This is a genomic window from Enterococcus sp. DIV0802b, from assembly GCF_050543535.1.
Lineage (GTDB): Bacteria > Bacillota > Bacilli > Lactobacillales > Enterococcaceae > Enterococcus_D > Enterococcus_D entomosocium.
This window is the reverse complement of sequence record NZ_CP172941.1, coordinates 1,971,631-1,991,466: the sequence shown is the minus strand read 5'-3', so window position 1 is coordinate 1,991,466 and position 19,836 is coordinate 1,971,631. Positions and strand designations below refer to the sequence as shown.

General features: G+C 41.9%; 20 protein-coding genes. 18 read left to right on the top strand and 2 right to left on the bottom strand.

Features of this window, described 5'->3' with window-relative positions; genetic code table 11:
- The first annotated feature begins 47 nt into the window (after positions 1-47).
- From IGJ12_RS09445 to rbfA, 12 genes are all read left to right on the top strand, one after another.
- Positions 48-920, top strand: a complete 873-nt coding sequence (locus IGJ12_RS09445; RefSeq protein ID WP_034872541.1) for an aminoglycoside 6-adenylyltransferase — start codon at positions 48-50, stop codon at positions 918-920.
- On the top strand, positions 890-1,387 hold the full coding sequence (locus IGJ12_RS09440; RefSeq protein ID WP_430618951.1) for an ASCH domain-containing protein: 498 nt from the start codon (positions 890-892) through the stop codon (positions 1,385-1,387). Before IGJ12_RS09445 ends, IGJ12_RS09440 begins: the two co-directional genes overlap by 31 nt.
- Before the next feature lie 88 nt (positions 1,388-1,475).
- A complete protein-coding gene (locus IGJ12_RS09435; RefSeq protein WP_005225916.1) occupies positions 1,476-1,652 on the top strand; it encodes a 2-hydroxymuconate tautomerase in 177 nt (58 codons plus the stop codon).
- Between the two features lie 310 nt (positions 1,653-1,962).
- Positions 1,963-3,903 (top strand): threonine--tRNA ligase, encoded by a 1,941-nt coding sequence (gene thrS / locus IGJ12_RS09430; protein WP_005235617.1) that lies wholly within the window; start codon positions 1,963-1,965, stop codon positions 3,901-3,903.
- Between the two features lie 174 nt (positions 3,904-4,077).
- Positions 4,078-4,512: a DUF4234 domain-containing protein gene (locus tag IGJ12_RS09425; RefSeq protein ID WP_008378150.1), complete on the top strand. Its 435-nt coding sequence runs from the start codon at positions 4,078-4,080 to the stop codon at positions 4,510-4,512.
- Entirely contained in the window at positions 4,497-4,850 is a 354-nt protein-coding gene (locus IGJ12_RS09420) for a DUF2752 domain-containing protein (protein ID WP_034695542.1), read from the top strand. Before IGJ12_RS09425 ends, IGJ12_RS09420 begins: the two co-directional genes overlap by 16 nt.
- 207 nt (positions 4,851-5,057) lie before the next feature.
- The gene (gene rimP, locus IGJ12_RS09415; protein WP_008378146.1) at positions 5,058-5,531 is read left to right on the top strand and encodes a ribosome maturation factor RimP; all 474 of its coding nucleotides are present in this window, start codon (positions 5,058-5,060) and stop codon (positions 5,529-5,531) included.
- Between the two features lie 21 nt (positions 5,532-5,552).
- Positions 5,553-6,767 carry a transcription termination factor NusA gene (gene nusA, locus IGJ12_RS09410; RefSeq protein ID WP_430618950.1) on the top strand — a complete coding sequence of 405 codons (1,215 nt, stop codon included), beginning with the start codon at positions 5,553-5,555 and terminating at the stop codon, positions 6,765-6,767.
- Between the two features lie 16 nt (positions 6,768-6,783).
- On the top strand, positions 6,784-7,080 hold the full coding sequence (rnpM, locus tag IGJ12_RS09405) for an RNase P modulator RnpM (RefSeq protein ID WP_005225922.1): 297 nt from the start codon (positions 6,784-6,786) through the stop codon (positions 7,078-7,080).
- Positions 7,073-7,375: a YlxQ-related RNA-binding protein gene (locus IGJ12_RS09400; protein WP_005235626.1), complete on the top strand. Its 303-nt coding sequence runs from the start codon at positions 7,073-7,075 to the stop codon at positions 7,373-7,375. Before rnpM ends, IGJ12_RS09400 begins: the two co-directional genes overlap by 8 nt.
- Before the next feature lie 12 nt (positions 7,376-7,387).
- Complete coding sequence (gene infB / locus IGJ12_RS09395; protein WP_430618949.1) at positions 7,388-10,120, top strand: translation initiation factor IF-2; 2,733 nt, start codon at positions 7,388-7,390, stop codon at positions 10,118-10,120.
- A gap of 32 nt (positions 10,121-10,152) precedes the next feature.
- A complete protein-coding gene (rbfA, locus tag IGJ12_RS09390) occupies positions 10,153-10,503 on the top strand; it encodes a 30S ribosome-binding factor RbfA (RefSeq protein WP_005225925.1) in 351 nt (116 codons plus the stop codon).
- Positions 10,504-10,554: 51 nt separating this feature from the next.
- On the opposite strand, the gene IGJ12_RS09385 is transcribed toward rbfA, so the two are convergent.
- Complete coding sequence (locus IGJ12_RS09385; protein WP_005235629.1) at positions 10,555-11,133, bottom strand: phosphatase PAP2 family protein; 579 nt, start codon at positions 11,131-11,133, stop codon at positions 10,555-10,557.
- A 122-nt stretch (positions 11,134-11,255) separates the two neighbouring features.
- Between IGJ12_RS09385 and truB the strand changes: the two genes are divergently transcribed.
- The 4 genes from truB to iadA all read left to right on the top strand — a co-directional run bounded on the left by truB (position 11,256) and on the right by iadA (position 16,284).
- Positions 11,256-12,182 carry a tRNA pseudouridine(55) synthase TruB gene (gene truB, locus IGJ12_RS09380; protein WP_016610162.1) on the top strand — a complete coding sequence of 309 codons (927 nt, stop codon included), beginning with the start codon at positions 11,256-11,258 and terminating at the stop codon, positions 12,180-12,182.
- 2 nt (positions 12,183-12,184) lie between these two features.
- Entirely contained in the window at positions 12,185-13,138 is a 954-nt protein-coding gene (gene ribF / locus IGJ12_RS09375; protein WP_194199627.1) for a riboflavin biosynthesis protein RibF, read from the top strand.
- A 239-nt stretch (positions 13,139-13,377) separates the two neighbouring features.
- Positions 13,378-15,069, top strand: coding sequence for a putative basic amino acid antiporter YfcC (gene yfcC, locus IGJ12_RS09370; protein ID WP_176273503.1), 1,692 nt, complete (start codon positions 13,378-13,380; stop codon positions 15,067-15,069).
- A gap of 30 nt (positions 15,070-15,099) precedes the next feature.
- Complete coding sequence (iadA, locus tag IGJ12_RS09365; RefSeq protein ID WP_016620344.1) at positions 15,100-16,284, top strand: beta-aspartyl-peptidase; 1,185 nt, start codon at positions 15,100-15,102, stop codon at positions 16,282-16,284.
- Positions 16,285-16,420: 136 nt separating this feature from the next.
- Here the strand turns inward: iadA and IGJ12_RS09360 are convergent, their stop codons facing one another.
- Entirely contained in the window at positions 16,421-17,287 is an 867-nt protein-coding gene (locus tag IGJ12_RS09360; RefSeq protein ID WP_005235638.1) for an aldo/keto reductase, read from the bottom strand.
- A gap of 117 nt (positions 17,288-17,404) precedes the next feature.
- On the opposite strand from IGJ12_RS09360, the gene IGJ12_RS09355 reads away from it, so the two are divergent.
- On the top strand, positions 17,405-18,052 hold the full coding sequence (locus tag IGJ12_RS09355) for a hypothetical protein (RefSeq protein ID WP_005235640.1): 648 nt from the start codon (positions 17,405-17,407) through the stop codon (positions 18,050-18,052).
- A 443-nt stretch (positions 18,053-18,495) separates the two neighbouring features.
- Positions 18,496-19,686: a radical SAM family heme chaperone HemW gene (hemW, locus tag IGJ12_RS09350; RefSeq protein ID WP_430618948.1), complete on the top strand. Its 1,191-nt coding sequence runs from the start codon at positions 18,496-18,498 to the stop codon at positions 19,684-19,686.
- Positions 19,687-19,836 lie beyond the last annotated feature (150 nt).

Genomic DNA, 19,836 nt, shown 5'->3' with positions numbered 1-19,836 from the left:
AAAAGAGCTTAGGTGTTCAAAAACGAAACGAAATAGAGGTGGAAAAGGTGAGAGAAGAAGCAGAATTGCGCCAATTGATCCTGTCTGTTGGGAAACGTGTTGGGGCACGTGCCATCGGTTTATCTGGTTCACGGACCGATCCACAGGCGCCAAAAGATATTTTGCAGGATTTTGACGTGGTCTTCGTGATGGAGGATATTCAGCCTTTGGTCGATGATTCTTCATGGTTAGAAGCCTTTGGATCAATCATGATCAGGCAAACACCGGAAGCTAGCACGATTTATCCGCCGAGTTTGGGCGGGTGTTTTACGTACTTGATGCATTTTTTAGACGGAGTAAGAATCGATCTCATGCTATGTCCACTTGCACTGGTCGATCGTCTTGCTAAAGAACCAGGCTTGCAGCCGCTGCTTGATCCAGACCAATTACTAAGTTTTGCTAATCAAGCAAATCATTCGCATTACTGGATCAAGCGCCCGACCCAAGCCGCTTTTCAAGAACACTGCAACGAATTTTGGTGGGTAAGCACGTATGTCGTGAAAGGGCTGCTTCGAAAGCAACTAATTTATGCTACGGATCATTTATACACCATTTGTTGGCAAGAATTGTTATGGATAGAAGATTTGTTTGTTGCCCATGCTCAGCAATTTCAGGTGAGTACTGGGAAAAATCATAAATACCTGCAGTCGTTTCTAACGGAAAAGGAGTGGCGGGAATTGACCTCATTGCTTGATTTTTCCACGATCACTGCTTGCGGTCAGTCCCTTTTGAAGATGCAAAAACGATTTGATAAGCAAGCAAAGAAAATCAGCGAGAAATTAGGGTTGGCCTATGATTGGCAAGAAGCTGAGAATGTCCAAACATATACGAAGTATTGGAGTGAAAAAAATTGGCAGATGAGACCAGAGAACCAAAAATAAAAGACAGTCAGATTCAAGCGTTTTGGCAGCGGTTTTTAAAAGCAAATCCAAGAAATCAATCTTCTCTGACCTATGAAGATGCTTGGTCCTTTGGTGATACTTCAGAAATGGCGGATGAACTGGCAGCACTTGTTTTAGCTGGCAAAAAGACAGCGACGACCTCCGCCGCTGCGCTCTATGAAATCGAGCAAGAAGCATTGCCACAATCAGAAACGTATAGTGTCCTTTTAGATGGTTCGGATGTACCAAGAGCTGTTCTTTATTTAGAGTCAGTGTCGATCGTGCCATTTGATGAAGTGACAGCAGCGTTTGCCTTTTTAGAAGGGGAAGGAGATCGCACTTTGGCTTATTGGCGCCGTGTTCATGAAGCTTTTTTTCGACGAGCTTATGCCTCAGCGGGGGTGTCTTTTCACGATCAAATGCTATGCGTTTGTGAAAAGTTTTCTGTCGTGTATCAGGAGGAATAAAGACACGTTTTTCTTTGGAAATCATGGGAATAGCTTTTGTCTTTTTGAAAAAGGTGTATAATCAAAAGCAAACAAAGGAGGAAATCGTATGCCATTTATTCATGTCGAACTAGTTGAAGGGCGTTCGCAAGAACAACTGACGAATATGATGAAAGAAATCACTGAGGCGGTCCATAAAAATACGGGTGCCCCTAAGGAGCATATCCATGTCATCATCAATGAAATGAAGCAAGGAACCTATGCTGTGAATGGCGATTGGAAATAATTCTCTTGCTTTTTCTTGTAGGTAGTGGTTTAATTGAGCCATAATCGATCAATAAAAAAGACACCTGAGTTTGAGAGTCTTCGATAAGAGAGGGAAATCTTGGCTGAAAATTTCCTGGAAGAAAACCAAAGGATGACCACTTTTTTAGACCTCTGTCGAAACGGAGGCGGTTGAACCGTTATCTCATGAAGAGGAAAACAGACTTTTTCTGTTTTCGAACAATAGGTGGAACCACGAGTGATCGTCCTAGTATCGTAACCGATACTAGGACTTTTTTATTGATTGAAATCATTCAAAGGAGGACATTCATATGTCATTATTTATTACATTTCCTGATGGCGCAAAAAAAGAATTTGCTGTTGGGGTAACAACTAAAGAGATTGCTGAAAGTATCTCGAAAAGTCTTGCAAAAAAAGCCTTAGCTGGAAAAGTCAATGGACAACTGATCGATCTTTCACGTCCGATCGAAGAAGATGCAACGATTGAGATCGTGACACCCGATCATGAAGACGCCTTAGGTTTACTTCGTCATTCGACAGCTCATTTAATGGCTCAAGCCATGCGCAGACTCTATCCATCGATCCATTTTGGAGTAGGACCTGCAATTGATTCTGGTTTTTACTATGACACAGACAATGGGGAAAACCCAGTAACTGCGGAAGATCTACCAGCAATCGAAGCAGAAATGATGAAAATCATTAAAGAAAATCTGCCAATTGAACGACGTGTATTAACAAAAGAGGAAGCTTTGGCTCTTTTTGCTGAAGATCCATACAAAGTTGAGTTGATCACAGAATTACCAGATGACGAAACGATTACTGCCTATCAGCAAGGAGAATTTGTTGACTTATGCCGCGGCCCTCATGTCCCATCGACAGGTCGTATCCAAGTGTACAAATTGTTATCAGTAGCCGGAGCCTATTGGCGTGGAAGTTCTGATAATCAAATGATGCAAAGGGTATATGGAACAGCCTTTTTCGATAAGAAAGACTTGAAGGAATTTATTCGTTTACGAGAAGAAGCAAAAGAACGCGATCATCGTAAATTAGGGAAAGAATTAGAATTGTTTATGTTGTCCCCTGAAGTCGGCGCGGGTTTGCCTTTCTGGTTGCCAAAAGGAGCAACGATCCGTCGTACGATCGAGCGTTATATCGTGGATAAAGAAGTTAGCCTTGGGTACCAACACGTTTACACACCAATCATGGCAAACGTGGATTTATACAAAACATCAGGGCACTGGGATCATTACCACGAGGACATGTTCCCACCAATGGATATGGGGGATGGCGAAATGCTGGTTCTACGACCAATGAATTGCCCGCATCACATGATGGTTTACAAAAATGACATCCATTCGTATCGTGAACTACCAATTCGGATCGCTGAATTAGGAATGATGCACCGCTATGAAAAATCAGGGGCACTATCAGGGTTGCAACGGGTTCGGGAAATGACCTTAAATGATGGTCATACATTTGTTCGTCCTGATCAAATCAAAGAAGAATTCAAACGGACACTGGATCTTATGGTGGGCGTTTACGAAGACTTTAATATTACTGACTATCGTTTCCGTTTAAGTTATCGCGATCCACAAAACAAAGACAAATATTTTGATGACGATGCGATGTGGGAAAATGCGCAAACAATGCTAAAAGCGGCCATGGATGAATTAGAATTGGATTATTTTGAAGCTGACGGTGAAGCAGCTTTCTACGGACCTAAACTAGATGTCCAAGTGAAAACAGCTTTAGGTATGGAAGAAACCTTGTCAACGATCCAATTGGATTTCTTATTGCCTGAACGGTTTGATCTAACATATGTTGGTGAAGATGGCGAAAACAATCACCGTCCAGTGGTGATCCACCGCGGAATCGTTTCAACGATGGAACGTTTTGTGGCTTACCTGACAGAAGTCTATAAAGGGGCATTCCCGACTTGGTTGGCACCAATCCAAGCATCGATCATTCCGGTCTCAGTCGAAGCCCACAGCGACTATGCTTACGAAATCAAAGAACGCCTGCAAGCGCAAGGACTGCGAGTGGAAGTGGATGACCGCAACGAAAAAATGGGGTATAAGATCCGTGCATCACAAACCCAAAAAATTCCTTACCAAATTGTTGTTGGGGATCAAGAAGTCAATGATGCGACAGTCAATATCCGTCGCTACGGCAGCAAGGAGACCCAAGTCGAAGAATTGAATCTGTTTGTTGATGCAATGGCTGCTGAAGTGAAAAATTATAGCCGAGCATAGCTTTTGGTTCAAAGAAAACGAATGATTTTATAGTATAGGCACCTGCTTTCAGCAGGTGCTATTTACCTTTTTTAATCTATATAAAATAAAATGATTAGATTTTTTTTGTTTTTGTGAATAAAATCGTGTATAATTAGTATGTGATAAAAAGGAATAAACTAGAAGGAGTTTGTGATGAATTATAATTACGGAGTTAGAAAGAAATCGGTTGTATCGGTCATTTTATTAACATTTATTACTTGTGGCATTTATACATTCTTTTGGATGTACCAAACAACCAAAGAGCTGGCAGAATACAGCGGGGATAATCGTCTTTCGCCAGAGACGTCGATTTTACTCACGATCCTTACTTGTGGATTGTATCAAATTTATTGGTGGTACCGAATTGCGGATATCTTTATGAGTGCACAACAGCGAGCGAATATGCCTCGTCTGAGTGACAACAAAATTCTTTTTGTCGTCTTGAGCCTGTTTGCTTTTGATTTCATCAACATGGCGATTTTACAAGGTGATATGAACCAAATGTGGGAAGCGGCTGATCAAAATGCCATGACCTCATCTAACAATACAAACGATTCGTCTGATTCAGATGATTGGGTAGATTATTGATTTGTCCGTTTAAATGGTTAACGGGGTTTCCTTGTCCAGGTTGTGGCATGACGCGCGCCTACTTGCACTTATTTCAGGGTGATCTTGAAGGTGCGCTGCATTTTCATCCCTTGTTTTGGTTAGTGCCGATCGTATTCGGAATCGTTTTATTCAAAAAAAATCCGAAAATCAGCAAACTTTACTACAGTCACAACCTGTGGGTGACATTGACACTTTTGGTACTAGTGGTTTATGGTGGTCGGCTCTGGCTTCATTTTCCACATGACGCGCCAATGGACTTTGATCCAGAGAGCATTTTCCCACAACTACTACGTCGGATTGGTCAAGTGATTCACTAACAGCCATTCACCCAAGCATTAAAAATCTTTAAGAAAATGCTTTGTTTTTTTCTGAAAGCGAAGGGAACATGCGACAGTAGTTGAATCTTTATGAAAATTGTGTTATATTTACAATGTAATGATACTTAGAGTGAGTGAGCGGTTTTTTCGCTCACTCTTTTTAATGGAATGAAGTTCGTTTCGTTGAGAAATAAAGGAGGCGATGTTGTGAGTACGGTAGTGGAAACTGTTACAGATATAGTGACCCCTATTCTGGATGCGCAAAAATTTGAATTAGTTGAAGTAGAATTCGTGAAGGAAGGGAAAAATTGGTTTCTTCGTGTGTTCATTGATAAAGAAGGCGGAATCGATATCGAGGAATGTGCCTTTGTCAGTGAACAACTTAGTGAACAATTAGACCAATGCGAACCTGATCCTATTCCACAGGCCTATTTCTTGGAAGTTTCTTCCCCTGGCGCCGAGCGTCCATTGAAGAAAGAAGCAGATTATCAACGGGCAGTCGGCGAGTACATTCATGTTTCTTTATATCAACCGATTGATGGAGAAAAACAGTTCGAAGGCTTTTTACAGTCATTCGATGAAAATCAGCTAGTTATGAAGACCCGAATCAAAACCAGAGAAAAAGAACGAACGATCGACCGGAAAAATATTGCCAAAGCTCGTTTAGCCATTCAATTTTAAACACGGAGGAATGAAAGAATCATGAGTAAAGAAATGTTGAATGCATTGGATGCATTAGAAGCAGAGAAAGGCATTTCAAAAGAGATTGTCATCGATGCCTTGGAAGCGGCATTGGTTTCAGCGTACAAACGTCATTACGGGCAAGCACAAAATGTGGAAGTAGAATTTGATCAGAAAAAAGGCAATATCCACGTCTATGCAGTCAAAGAAGTGACAGAAGAAGTCATGGACTCGCAACTAGAGGTTTCATTAAAAGAAGCGATGACAATCAACCCCGCTTATGAAATCGGCGACAAAATCCGCTTTGAAGTAACGCCTAAAGATTTTGGTCGTATTGCGGCGCAAACGGCAAAACAAGTCATTTTGCAACGGGTCCGTGAAGCGGAAAGAAACATTATCTATAACGAATTTAGTGCGTACGAAAAAGACATTTTGCAAGGAATCGTTGAACGACAAGACAATCGTTATATCTATGTAAACTTAGGCAAAATTGAAGCCGTGCTTTCAAAACAAGACCAAATGCCAAATGAGTTTTATCAACCCCATGATCGGATCAAAGTATTCGTTTCTCGTGTTGAAAATACTTCAAAAGGACCTCAAGTATTCGTTAGCCGCAGCCATCCAGATTTGCTGCGCCGATTATTTGAACAAGAAGTGCCAGAAGTATATGATGGTACTGTAGAGATCGCAAGTATTGCTCGTGAAGCAGGGGATCGTGCCAAAGTTGCTGTTCGTTCCTTTGATGCCAACGTCGATCCAGTCGGCACTTGTGTTGGCCCTAAAGGTCAACGGGTTCAAGCGATCGTCAATGAACTAAAAGGCGAAAACATGGACATCGTGGAATGGAATGAAGATCCAGCGATCTTCATCGCCAATGCGTTGAATCCAGCAGAAGTCAGCGACGTTATTTTTGATGTTGATAATCCGAAGGCTTGTACTGTTGTCGTGCCTGATTACCAACTATCATTAGCGATCGGTAAACGCGGACAAAATGCTCGCCTAGCAGCCAAATTGACTGGCTTCAAAATCGATATCAAATCAGAAACAGACATGGAAGAATTTTATGCGAAGCTGGATGAAGGCGACTATATCGATGAGTATGATGCCAATGCTTCAGAAGCTGCTGAAGAAATCAGTACAGAAGCAACAGAATCTGCAGAAACAGTTGATGAAGCGATCCTTCCATCAGACATGACTGCGGATGATTATGAAAATGTTGAGTTTGACGAAAAATAGTTGAGGTGAGATCGTGATGAAAAAACGAAAAATTCCTTTACGAAAATCAGTGATTTCAGGCGAAATGCTACCTAAGAAAGAAATGCTTCGTATCACTCGTTCAAAAGAAGGCGTTGTTTCCATCGATCCGACAGGAAAAATGCCAGGTCGGGGAGCTTATATAGCGATCGAACCGGCTGAAGCCCAGAAAGCATGGGATAAGCGTATCTTGGATCGAGTGCTGGAAACGAAATTGACAGATGAATTTTACCAAGAACTATTGGACTATGTAACGCACCAAAAAGCGCGAAAAGAGTTATTTGCAAATGAATAAAACCAAAGCATTAAATATGTTAGGACTAGCCATGCGTGCTGGGAAATTAGTAACTGGTGAAGAAATGACTTTAAAAGAGATTCGCAATGAGAAAGCTGCTTTAGTCATTATCGCCAGTGATGCTGGTAAAAATACACAAAAGAAAATTAAGGACAAAAGTTCTTATTACGAAATTCCGCTCCTAGATGCATTTTCTGCTGATGAAATCAGTGCGGCCATTGGGAAACCAAGAATGGTCATTGGCATCTTAGATCAAGGATTTGCAAGGAAGGTGCAGGAATTAATATTAGGTTAGGAAGGTGATTGCATGGGAAAAAAAAGAATTTATGAACTTGCAAAAGAATGGAATAAGTCGAGCAAAGAGGTTGTTGAAAAAGCACAATCTTTAGGCTTTGATGTCAAAAATCATATGGGCGCGATCTCAGATGGAGAGGCGCAAAAATTGCAGCAGTCATTAGGCGGCAATCCAAATGGTAAAACATCTGCAAACTCAAATCCCGCAAATCAGAAACCAGCCAACCAGCCGGAAAAACAAGAACAAAAGAAATTTAAAACGCAAAGAAATAATCCTAACTTCCAAAACCGTCATAACAATCAAAGTCAACAGCGAACTACGCAAAGCAATAACCGTCCTGCTGGTCAAGGACAAGTAGATCGCACGAACAGTCAAGGAAGTAACAGACCAAATAACCAAGGAAGTCATAATCGAGTGAATAACCAAGAGAATCGTAACAATCAAGGGCAACAAAACCGCCCAACAAACCAAGGACAACAAAACCGCCCAACAAACCAAGGACAACAAAACCGTCCGAATAATCAAGGGCAACAAAATCGCCCAACAAACCAAGGACAGCAAAACCGTCCAAACAACCAAGGGCAACAAAATCGTCCGAACAATCAAGGACAGCAAAACCGTCAAAACAACCAAGGGCAACAAAATCGTCCGAACAATCAAGGACAGCAAAACCGTCCGAATAATCAAGGGCAACAAAATCGCCCAACAAACCAAGGACAGCAAAACCGTCCAAATAACCAAGGGCAACAAAACCGTCCGGCCGCTCAATCTGCAGGAAATACGCAAGGGGCAGACCGTAACAATAACCGTCCGCAAGGATCGAATGATTCTCGTGGAGGAAATCAAAACCGCGGCAAGTCAAACTACGGTGGACGCAACAATAATTTCAACAATAACAATCGCAACAAATTCAATAAAAAAGGCAAAAAAGGCCGTCAGCAGACGGAAAAGAAACCGCCAGTTCCAGCACGTAAATTCCGTGAGCTACCAGAAGTATTGGAATATTCAGAAGGCATGAACGTAGCGGATATCGCGAAAAAAATCTACCGTGAACCAGCAGAGATCATCAAGAAACTCTTTATGATGGGGGTTATGGTCAATCAAAACCAACCTTTAGATAAAGATACGATTGAACTGCTTGCTACCGATTACGGAATCGAACCACAAGAAAAAGTTCAAGTGGATATCGCAGACATCGATAAATTCTTCGAAGCAGAAGAACAAATTGAAGAGAATTTAGTATCACGACCACCTGTTGTGACGATCATGGGTCACGTTGACCACGGGAAAACAACATTGCTTGATACTTTACGTCATTCACGCGTAACAAGTGGTGAAGCTGGGGGAATTACGCAGCATATTGGCGCTTACCAAATCGACATCAATGGCAAACCAATTACTTTCTTAGATACTCCTGGACACGCGGCCTTCACTAGTATGCGTGCACGGGGAGCAAGTATCACCGATATCACGATTCTTGTTGTCGCAGCTGATGATGGAGTGATGCCACAAACAGTAGAAGCGATCAACCATGCGAAAGCAGCAAAAGTGCCGATCATCGTTGCAGTAAACAAAATCGATAAACCAGGTGCTAACCCACAACATGTGATGCAAGAATTAAGTGAACATGAGTTGATCCCAGAAGCTTGGGGTGGCGATACGATCTTCGTTGAAATCTCAGCGAAATTTGGGCAAAACATTGAAGAATTGCTTGAAATGATCCTCTTAGTAGCAGAAGTCGAAGATTTGAAAGCTGATCCTACCCAACGGGCGATCGGTACAGTCATTGAAGCGCGCCTTGATAAAGGAAAAGGTCCTGTAGCAACACTATTGGTTCAACAAGGGACTCTTCATGTAGGTGATCCAATTGTTGTAGGGAATACTTTCGGTCGTGTTCGCGTAATGACGAATGATTTAGGTCGTCGTGATAAAGCAGCTGGACCTGCTACACCAGTCGAAATCACAGGATTGAATGATGTGCCTCAAGCAGGTGATCGTTTCGTTACTTTTGAAGACGAGAAAACAGCTCGAGCAGCGGGTGAAGAACGTGCAAAACGTGCTTTGATGGAGCAACGCGCATCAAGCAGTCGTGTGACATTGGATAACTTGTTTGAAAGTCTAAAAGAAGGCGAACTGAAAGAAGTAAATGTCATCATCAAAGCAGACGTACAAGGTTCAGCTGAAGCATTAGCTGCTTCATTGAAGAAAATCGATGTTGAAGGTGTGCGAGTGAACATCGTCCATTCAGCCGTTGGTGCAATCAATGAAAGTGATGTAACGCTAGCAGCAGCAAGTAATGCCATCATCATCGGATTCAACGTCCGTCCAACACCGCAAGCCAAACAGCAAGCGGAAGCGGAAAAAGTCGATATTCGTTTGCATCGCATCATCTACAAAGCGATCGAAGAAATCGAAACTGCGATGAAAGGGATGCTTGATCCTGAATTCGAAGAAAAAATCACTGGTCAAATGATCGTTCGTGAAACATACAAAGTATCTAAAGTGGGCACGATCGCAGGTTGCTACGTAACGGAAGGCAGTATTCGCCGTGACAGTGGCGTCCGCGTGATCCGTGACGGCATCGTTATCTATGAAGGCAAACTTGCCAGCTTGAAACGCTTCAAAGATGATGTCAAAGAAGTGAAGCTAGGGTTTGAATGTGGCGCGATGATCGAGAAATTCAACGATCTTAAAGTTGATGACGTGATCGAAGGCTATGTCATGGAAGAAGTACCGACAAAATAACGGAATGACAACTATACAAGGAGGCTTTTTGAATGGCTAACTATCGAGATCGCCGAGTGGCACAAGAAATCTTAAAAGAAGTCAATCAAATTCTTCGTAAAAAAGTTCGTGATCCTCGCGTGCAAGATGTGACGATCACAGATGTACGAGTAACTGGAGATTTACAGCAAGCAACGATCTTTTACAGCACCCTAACGGACTTAGCTTCAGATAAGCAAAAAGCCCAAGCAGGACTGGAAAAAGCAACTGGCTTGGTTCGTCGTGAATTAGGTCAAGCGTTAACGCTCTATAAAGTTCCAGAAATCCAATTCGAATTGGATGAATCAGTACAATACGGGAATAAAATTGATGAAATGATTCGCGCATTGCACTCAGAAGAATAAAAAAAAGAGCAGCTTCCAATCGAAGCTGTTCTTTTTTATTTGAAAAGAGCATCAGGTATTCATCAGTAAAGTTACCAGTCCAGCAACACCTGTCCCCAAGAGCCAGCCTCCGATCACATCTGTTAAAAAATGGATCCCTAAGTAGACTCTGCTAAAGCCGATCATAAAGCTTAACAAAACTGCCAGCAGAGTCATCGGAAGGACTGCTGAGGGAACCAATTGTCCAAGATTCAAGGCGATCGTTCCGTACATGGCAGCGGATGTGGCAGCATGGGCACTAGGAAAGCTGTGATCTTTTTCTTCAACTAAACGATGATCGATCGGACGATCTCGTCGGACGATCCGTTTGATCAGGTAAGCAGCTGCTGATACTATGAAGATACTGACTGCTGTTTTTGGTGCAAGATCCGCCCGCGATGATGGAAAGACAAACAATAGTAAAGCGATCGCAACTGTCGGAAAGGCTTTTCCTAAATTGGTAAAAAAGTGCATCATGCGCGTCAAAGAAGGCGTACGGCTCTGGATGATCTGCAAAGCAAACGCTTCTTCCCAACGCTGCATCGTGCCGAGCTGAATCATGATCAAAAAGATGGCAAATCCAATAAATGACCCTATCGTTAAAACAACCATTTTAGGACCTCCTTATATGCTTAGTTTATCATGTAATGAGAAGGAGCGAAAAGGATTTTGTCGTGCAATGAATTTTTTTTATATGTTATAATAAGCAAGTTGAAGTGAAATGGAGGAATACGATGGACGGGATTTTACCATTATGGAAAGAGCGTGGACAAACAAGTCACGACTGCGTGTTTAAATTACGAAAAATATTAAAGACAAAAAAAATCGGACACAGCGGCACACTAGATCCTGACGTGGATGGTGTCTTGCCCATTTGTATCGGAAAAGGAACGAAGATCGTCGAATACTTGGTTGATTCTGGAAAAGTCTACACCGGGGAAATCACCTTGGGCTTCAGTACCACTACAGAAGATCGGTCGGGGGATATCGTTGAACAACAAGCACTAACTCGTCCGTTTACGAAGACAGAAATCGATCAGGCAATGAAACAGTTGACGGGGACGATTACCCAGATCCCGCCGATGTATTCGGCGGTCAAAGTCAATGGCAAACGACTTTACGAATATGCTCGCAACAATGAAACTGTCGAGCGACCACAGCGCAAAGCAGAAATTTATTCCTTCAAACGAATTTCAGAGCCGGTTTTTCATGAGGACAATACGCAAAGCTGGCGTTTTGAAGTTTCTTGTGGAAAAGGGACTTATGTTCGCACGTTAGCGGTCGACACAGGAAAATTGCTGGGTGTACCCGCGCATATGTCTGATTTGACTCGCTTAAAAAGCGGTGGTTTTTCTAAAGAACAATCTTACACGATTGCAGAGGTGCAAAAGGCAGTCGATGAACAACGTGTTTCGGAACTACTGCTACCGGTGGAATATGGGGTATCGGAGTTTGTTCAAGTGACGATCGATGCGGACCTCTGGCAGAAAGTAAAAAATGGCATGCGCTTGCCTTTCAGCGTGTTTGGATTACAAGAGCGCCCAGAGGAATTAGTGGCGATTTTTTATCGAGAACAATTGATCAGTATCTATAAAGCTCATGACAAATACCAAGATATGATGAAACCGGTAAAAGTCATCCGTACAGAAATAGGAGAATGAACATGGAAATCATTGAAATGAGACACCCTTATGATCACGAAACGATTCCTGATGAGGAGATCGTCTTAGTGTTAGGCTTTTTCGATGGCGTACATCTAGGTCATCAGAAAGTCATTGAAACAGGACGAAAGATCGCAGAAGAAAAAGGGTTAAAATTGGCATTAATGACCTTTAATCAACATCCCTCGATCGTTTTTCAAAAAGTCGATCCTGAAAAAATGCAATACCTGACCAGCTTGGCTCAAAAGGAAGCGCATATGGAAAAGCTTGGAGTAGATATTCTTTATATCATTGAGTTTACTTCTGCTTTTGCAAATCTGGCACCACAGGTGTTTGTGGATGAATACATGATCGGTCTGCATGCAAAAGTTGTTGTTGCTGGATTCGACTATACCTACGGCAAGAAAGAGATAGCCAACATGGCGCTGTTACCAACATATGCAGAAAATCGTTTTGAAGTTGTGACTGTCGCGCAAGAATCGTTTGATGAAGAAAAGGTTAGCTCCACACGCATTCGCTCTGCCCTACAAAATGGCGATATGGCACAAGTCAATCGCTTGTTAAGGTATATTTATGAATTTGAAGGAACCGTCGTTCACGGTGATGCTAGAGGACGAGAACTTGGGTTTCCAACCGCGAATATCAAAGTAAAGAGCACCGTTCGGTTGCCAAAAGAAGGCGTCTATGTGACGGAAATCAAAGTCGGTGACAAGTGGTATCCATCGATGGGATCGATTGGTCACAATGATACGTTTGGTCAGGGGCGCCAGTTAACAGTTGAAATCTATATTCTCGATTTTCACCAAGATATCTATGGTGAAACCGTGGCGATCCGCTGGCATCATTTCTTACGTGATCAAGTCGCTTTCAATGGCGCACAAGCGTTGATCGAACAATTAAAGCAAGATGAACGAGACACTGAAACTTATTTTGATGGGCTTTCTGAAGAAAACTAAGCATTCGTAGTGAAAAGAAGCGTTTCTGGCTTCTTTTCACTTTTTCTTTTTCTTTCTTTTTATAAAGTAGTTTATTTGAATTCTAATGCTTTCCCCATGAGGAAAAAACGTTTTTTCGATATACTAAAAAATAGGCAAAAATGATAATTTATGCAGAACGCTGCAAAGGGAAAGGGAGAGAAAAAGTGACAATTGGAAAAAAAGCGAAAAAGGGGAAAGAAAAGAAAGATTTAACTAAAATGAAAACGCCTCATACGTATGTCATCATCTTTGGGGTCGTATTGTTGGCGTGGTTGCTGACTTTCTTAGTTCCCGCTGGAAAATTCAGTACACAAGAAATCGAGTATACCGATGCAAATGGGGAAATAAGTACCAGAACGGTCTTGATGCAAGATTCGTTTCGTTATGCCTACCCGTTAGATAACGAATACGTCTATCAACAGTTGAATCAATTGGAAGACGATCCACAAGAGTTGGAAGAATTAGATGTCGATCCTGAGGCTTTAGCAGCTGTTCTAGCTGAAGGGCCTAAAGAGTTGTCCCAGAGTCAATTAGATGAGGTGGGACTGACCGATGACACGCTTTACAGTCTTTACGGCGAAAAAATTTATGATACTTCTGAAAAACTGCACAAAACAGCCAAGGTTTGGGGAACTGATGACTTTAACGGTTTCGGCTTCTTAAATTTTGTTTTTGAAGGATTGGTTTCTGGTGATAAATACGGCTCAGCAGTTGGGATCGCAGCACTGATCCTAGTGGTCGGTGGTGCGTTTGGTATTATCATGCAAACCGGAGCGATTGATGCGGGGATCTTTGCATTTATCAGCAAAACTCGTGGATTAGAACGCTTGGCATTGCCGCTGTTGTTCTTTGCTTTTTCATTTGGGGGCGCTACCTTTGGGATGGCAGAAGAAGTCATTCCGTTTTCGATGGTCATGGTGCCTTTCGTGATCGCATTGGGGTATGATTCGATCGTGGCGGTCACCGTCACCTATGTCGCCTCCCAGATTGGAAATGCCACCTCGTGGATGAGTCCGTTTAGTGTGGCAGTAGCTCAAGGGATCGCAGGTATTCCCGTTCTTTCAGGCGCAACGTTCCGAATCATCATGTGGGTCGTGGTTACCGCACTATCCGCAGGGTACCTCATGATCTATGCCGAAAGAATTCGCAAGAATCCTGAGAAATCGCTAACGTATCAATCGGATGCGTATTTTAGAAATCATCTTGAAAAAACCTCCAGTGAGCAAAAACCATTTTTATTAGGTCATAAATTGATCTTGGTTGAAATGCTGGCGGTTTTGATCTGGATCGTATGGGGTGTGACGCAGAAAGGCTACTATATTCCCGAGATTGCTTCTCAATTCTTTGTTATGGGCTTAGGGGCAGGAATCATAGCGGTTCTTTTCAAATTAGAAAATATGGGCTTGAATGATGTGGCGAGTGCCTTTCAATCTGGTGCCTCAGAATTGGCAGGAACTGCAATCGTTGTAGGGATGGCCAAAGGGATTCTTCTGGTTCTCGGCGGTTCTGATGCCAATGTGCCGTCAGCGTTGAATACGATTTTGCACAGCATCGGCGGATTGTTAAGCAATGTTCCAGCTTTTATTGGTGCCTGGTTCATGTACATTTTCCAAAGCTTCTTCAATTTGATCGTGACTTCAAATTCAGGTCAAGCTGCATTAACCATGCCGATCATGGCGCCATTAGCCGATCTTTTAGGTGTCTCTAGACAGATCGCTGTCTTGGCTTATCAATTAGGCTCGGGCTTTATGGATGCCTTCACTCCAGTATCGGCAAGTCTGATCGGTGTCTTAGGTGTTGCAAGAATCGAATGGGTGAAATGGGCGAAATTCCAGATCAAAATGCAAGGTTTCTTATTTGTATTAGGAACGATTTTTATCTTTATTGCGGTCGCAATCGGCTTGCAATAAGAAGTAATCAGCCACAAGGAGGAAGCACTTATGAAGGTGATACGACAAGCAGAGGTTTACGCTCCTGACTATTTAGGAAAAAAAGATATTTTATTAAATGAAGACAAGATCATTGCTATTCAAGATTCGATTGAAGGAGGATTCTCAGGTGTTCCTCTTGAAGAAATCGATGGCACAGGGTTACTCGCTGTGCCCGGCTTTATTGATTGCCACTTTCATATCTTAGGAGGTGGCGGGGAAGGCGGCTTTCAAAACCGGACACCAGAAGTGAAATTGAGTCAATTGACCTCTGCAGGAGTAACGACAGTGGTTGGCTGTTTAGGTACTGACGGAGTAGGCAGAGATATGACTGCCTTGATCAGTAAGGCGCGTGGACTAGAGGCGGAAGGCATCACGACTTATCTTTATGACGGTTCGTATCGATTGCCTTTGGCGCCCGTCACGGATTCCATCATCCAAGATTTTTTGACTATCGATAAAATTATTGGTATCGGTGAAATTGCCGTTTCTGACCATCGTTCTTCACAACCAAGTTTCGAAGAATTTACCCGCGCGGTTGCGGATGCTCGTGTTGGTGGGATGCTTTCTGGAAAAGCAGGTATCGTAAACGTCCACTTAGGTGGAGGAAAGAAAAAATATGAGCTGCTTTTACGAACCATCGAAGAGACAGAGATTCCAATCAGCCAATTTTTACCGACACATGCCAATCGGACCAGCGAGCTTTTCGAAGCAAGTATTGCTTTTGCAAAAATGGGTGGAACGATTGATTTTACGGCGAGTGAAGATCCTGATTTCTGGGAAAAAGAAGACGATGAGGTTCGCTTCAGTAAAGGATTGAAACGTTTGTTAGCAGAAGGGATCGGCCTGGATCAATTTACCATGACCTCTGATGGGCAAGGCAGCCTCCCGTACTTTGATGAAAACAATCAATTCATAGGTCTGGGTGTCGGCAGTTCGCGAGCGCTGATGGTAGGCATTAAAGAAGCAGTCCAAAAAGAGCAGATTCCATTGGAGATCGCCATTCGAGCAATCACTTCCAATCCAGCGAAAGTATTGAAGCTTGATCAAAAGGGACGTCTTGCAGCAGGGATGGATGCTGATATTTGCTTGCTGAACAAAGACTCATTAGCAGTAGAAACGGTTCTAGCAAAAGGCAGAACAATGGTAGAAGAACAAGAAGTAAAAGTGTGGGGTACCTTTGAACAACTAACATAAGAAGAATTCAGTTTTAACAGACTAAGAAACGGTTGTTTTTCTAAACAGAGTTGTAGAAGAAAATAAGCAGCCCGATCCATGACCAGCATTTACTGGACTTGATCGGACTGCTTTTTTCAATTAAACGCAAGTATTCTTAAGCTTGCAACTCATCCAATTTCTTCATGTCTTCTTCAGAAATTTCAAAGTCAACTTTGGCATTGTCAGCAATGTATTCTTCATGAACGGATTTTGGCAATGGCAGAATGTCTTTTTGTAGCAAGTAACGAATTGAAAGTTGTGGAATAGATTTTCCATAGGCTTCAGCAATCGTCTTCACTGCATCGTTATCGAGTAAACGACCAGTAGCGATTGGTGAATAGCCTTCCACTAAAATTTCGTGCGCTTTGCAAAATGTCAATAGTTCTTCATTTGTGCGGCCAATATGGTAAATAAACTGGTTGACCATCGGTTTCACATCGCAATGATCAAAAATATTTTGCAAATCTTTTTGATCGAAGTTGGAAACACCAATCGATTTTACTTTTCCACTTAAGTAGGCTTCTTCTAATGCTTTCCAAACATCGATGTTTTCAAGATAAAAATCTTTGTTTTCTGGATTGTTTCCCATGATTTTCCAAGGACGAGGGGCATGGATCAAAATCAAATCGATATACCCTAAGTCAAGTTTTTTTAGAGAAGCATCAATGCTATCAACCGCTTCTTGGTAGGTCTTTAACTCAGCAGGTACTTTCGTGGTAACAAAAATTTCATCGCGGGCAACGCCTGAATCGCGCACAGCTTTCCCAACCGCTTCTTCGTTTTTGTAAGCTGCCGCTGTATCGACATGTCGATAACCATTTTGAATGGCAAATTTTGTTGCGTTGTAAGCATCTTCTGGAGAAGATTGCCAGGTTCCAAGGCCAATCTTAGGAATTGCCAGTTTGTTCTGCAAGGTAAATGTTTCTTGTAATATCACGTATCTCAACCTACTTTCATCGCTTTTTTTTGTTACATCTTCCATTATAAAACGTTTTCTTGTTTGAAACAAATCAGACGCTGAAACTTTTGAGGGAAATTGACTTTCAAAAGGATCTTTGATACATTATCAGCAACCTAAACACAGAAAGATGTGGAAAAAATGGATTTTGTTAAAGAAGATTTTGCCTATTATCGGCGCTCTTTTGAATTGATGTATCGCAGTTATTTCCGTAGAAGAATGATTGCCCTTGGTGTGGCGATTTTGATTATCTTAGGTTATTTACTTTTGTTACAAGAAAGTTTGCTTTTAAATATCATTTTGCTAGTTATATTGCTAGGCATAATGGCGTGGTTGGTTTCACTTTATCAGCGAGCGAGTGAGGTCGTACTTGCTTTCGAAGAAGAAAATCAGGTGCCGCAAATTCATCAACTGACAGAATTTGAGGATCATTATGCGTTCCAAATGAATGATGGAACAACGATGCGCGTGAAGAAAAACGGAAATCGCAACTTTCCTTCCAATAATAAGCAGTACACGTTGATGGCAGGCTATAAAAAAGTTTTCTTTGTGCAACAACCCTTGATGATTTTTTATTATGACCTCTTGGAGATGAAGTATGATGAAGCGTATCGTTTGAAACGAAACCGCCAAAACGGGTTCAATCGTTGGTCGCGTTATTTCAGTTTTCGCTCCTTTAAGGGATCGATTGGCAATGTCTTTCAATTCTTGCTGGGAAATATTTTCTTCTTATTTATTGCGTATCGGTTGATCCGCTATCTGATCGATATTTTGCTGCACATTTTATAACTGTTACCAAGGTGAAGATTCTCATCGTTTTCATAGACTGGTGAAAAAGATGATAGGACTTAATTTTTTTAAAAAGGTATACTTAAGTCAGATAAGACAAGCAATTGTCTTTCATGAATAAGAGTCCTGCTCTTGTTAAGTAAGCCGTCAACAACAGCTTATCTATTGTGGCGCTAACAGTTTGGGGGAAGTGTTAGTTCTTGTAACAAACAGATTTTTTTCTGGGCGGGATAAGAACAAAAGCGGTATTTTACCGTACTTAATAAGAGTAGTGCTCTTTATTTTTTCTATGAATATTTGAAGACATCACTTCTTGGAAGTGGTGTTTTTTCTTGCTTAAAAATAGTCCAAGTGATAGGAGAATTCTAAGAACTATGCTACAATGAGTGCCGGTGCTCTCAGCGGTGGGAGCAAAAAAGAAGGTAGAGGAGAATTACTTAGGAATGCCTGAAGGTCAAACAATAAACGATCTATCTACAAAAAGCGCGCAAAATATTTCTGCGTATATACATATACCTTTCTGTGAACATATCTGCTACTACTGTGACTTCAACAAAGTGTTTTTAGAAGGGCAGCCAGTGGATGAGTACATCGAAGCGTTACTAAAAGAAATTGAGCTGACCCTCTTGCGTCAGCCTCTCAATGAGGCGAAAACGATTTATATCGGCGGCGGGACGCCAACGTCGCTTTCGGCGAACCAACTGGATCGATTGCTTTCAGGTGTGCATGAATTGCTGCCAACACACACAACCAAAGAGTTTACTGTGGAAGCAAATCCTGGTGATTTGAGTGAAGGAAAAATGCTGGTTTTGAAAAATCATCAAGTCAATCGCTTGTCGATGGGGGTCCAGACCTTTGATAATCGCTTGCTTAAAAAAATTGGCCGCAAGCATACCGCTGAAGATGTTTATTCAACTATTCAGCTGCTGGAAAAACATGATTTTCAGAATGTGACGATCGATTTGATTTATGCACTTCCGGGACAAAGCATAGAAAGCTTCCGTGATACACTGACGCGAGCGATTGATCTCGGGTTGCCTCACTATGCGATGTATTCTTTGATTTTAGAAAACAAAACCATGTTTATGAACTGGGTTCGCCAAGGGAGAATGGCACTGCCTTCTCAAGAAGCTGAAACGCAGATGTTTGATGAGGCGATCGCCGCGATGACAAAAGCTGGATTGAACCAATATGAAATCAGTAATTTTGCACGACCAGGGTATGAGTCCTTACATAATCTAGTGTATTGGAACAATGAACATTATTTTGGCTTTGGGGCAGGCGCCAGCGGGTATCTTGGACAGACTCGCTACAAGAACAAAGGTCCAATCCAGCATTATTTGAAACCATTACAGGAAAATCAGTTGCCAATCCACGAAATCGAAGAATTGACAACCAGCAATCAAATGGAAGAGGAACTGTTTTTAGGCCTTCGTAAAAAGGTCGGCATTTCAAAAATACAGTTTGCAGAAAAATTCGGGAAGTCTTTTCAGGAAATCTATGGTTCAACGAGCGAACAGTTGATTCAAAAAGGCTGGTTGGCTAGTCAAGGTGACCGTGTCTTTTTAACGAAAGCTGGGATGTTTATTGGCAACGAAGTGTTTGAAGCATTTCTCTTGGATGGAGAAAAATAAGAAAGAACGAGTAAGAGAAGTAGCCATTTCGTGCTGCTTCTTTTTTTGATTTCTTTTTTAGCACTCTCTTAGAAAGAGTGCTAAAAAAGTGATGCAAATACTTGACATTCCTAGCAAATATGGTATATTTATAATCGTGTTAGCACTTAA

Excerpts from the sequence above, each read along its gene's own strand:
- IGJ12_RS09385 (WP_005235629.1), bottom strand. The coding sequence starts at position 11,133 with ATGGTTGTTTTAACGATAGGGTCATTTATTGGATTTGCCATCTTTTTG.
- ribF (WP_194199627.1), top strand. The coding sequence starts at position 12,185 with ATGGAAATCATTGAAATGAGACACCCTTATGATCACGAAACGATTCCT.
- IGJ12_RS09400 (WP_005235626.1), top strand. The coding sequence starts at position 7,073 with ATGAATAAAACCAAAGCATTAAATATGTTAGGACTAGCCATGCGTGCT.
- iadA (WP_016620344.1), top strand. The coding sequence starts at position 15,100 with ATGAAGGTGATACGACAAGCAGAGGTTTACGCTCCTGACTATTTAGGA.
- yfcC (WP_176273503.1), top strand. The coding sequence starts at position 13,378 with ATGAAAACGCCTCATACGTATGTCATCATCTTTGGGGTCGTATTGTTG.
- infB (WP_430618949.1), top strand. The coding sequence starts at position 7,388 with ATGGGAAAAAAAAGAATTTATGAACTTGCAAAAGAATGGAATAAGTCG.
- thrS (WP_005235617.1), top strand. The coding sequence starts at position 1,963 with ATGTCATTATTTATTACATTTCCTGATGGCGCAAAAAAAGAATTTGCT.
- truB (WP_016610162.1), top strand. The coding sequence starts at position 11,256 with ATGGACGGGATTTTACCATTATGGAAAGAGCGTGGACAAACAAGTCAC.
- IGJ12_RS09425 (WP_008378150.1), top strand. The coding sequence starts at position 4,078 with ATGAATTATAATTACGGAGTTAGAAAGAAATCGGTTGTATCGGTCATT.
- rbfA (WP_005225925.1), top strand. The coding sequence starts at position 10,153 with ATGGCTAACTATCGAGATCGCCGAGTGGCACAAGAAATCTTAAAAGAA.
- IGJ12_RS09355 (WP_005235640.1), top strand. The coding sequence starts at position 17,405 with ATGGATTTTGTTAAAGAAGATTTTGCCTATTATCGGCGCTCTTTTGAA.
- nusA (WP_430618950.1), top strand. The coding sequence starts at position 5,553 with ATGAGTAAAGAAATGTTGAATGCATTGGATGCATTAGAAGCAGAGAAA.
- IGJ12_RS09435 (WP_005225916.1), top strand. The coding sequence starts at position 1,476 with ATGCCATTTATTCATGTCGAACTAGTTGAAGGGCGTTCGCAAGAACAA.
- rnpM (WP_005225922.1), top strand. The coding sequence starts at position 6,784 with ATGAAAAAACGAAAAATTCCTTTACGAAAATCAGTGATTTCAGGCGAA.
- hemW (WP_430618948.1), top strand. The coding sequence starts at position 18,496 with ATGCCTGAAGGTCAAACAATAAACGATCTATCTACAAAAAGCGCGCAA.
- IGJ12_RS09360 (WP_005235638.1), bottom strand. The coding sequence starts at position 17,287 with ATGGAAGATGTAACAAAAAAAAGCGATGAAAGTAGGTTGAGATACGTG.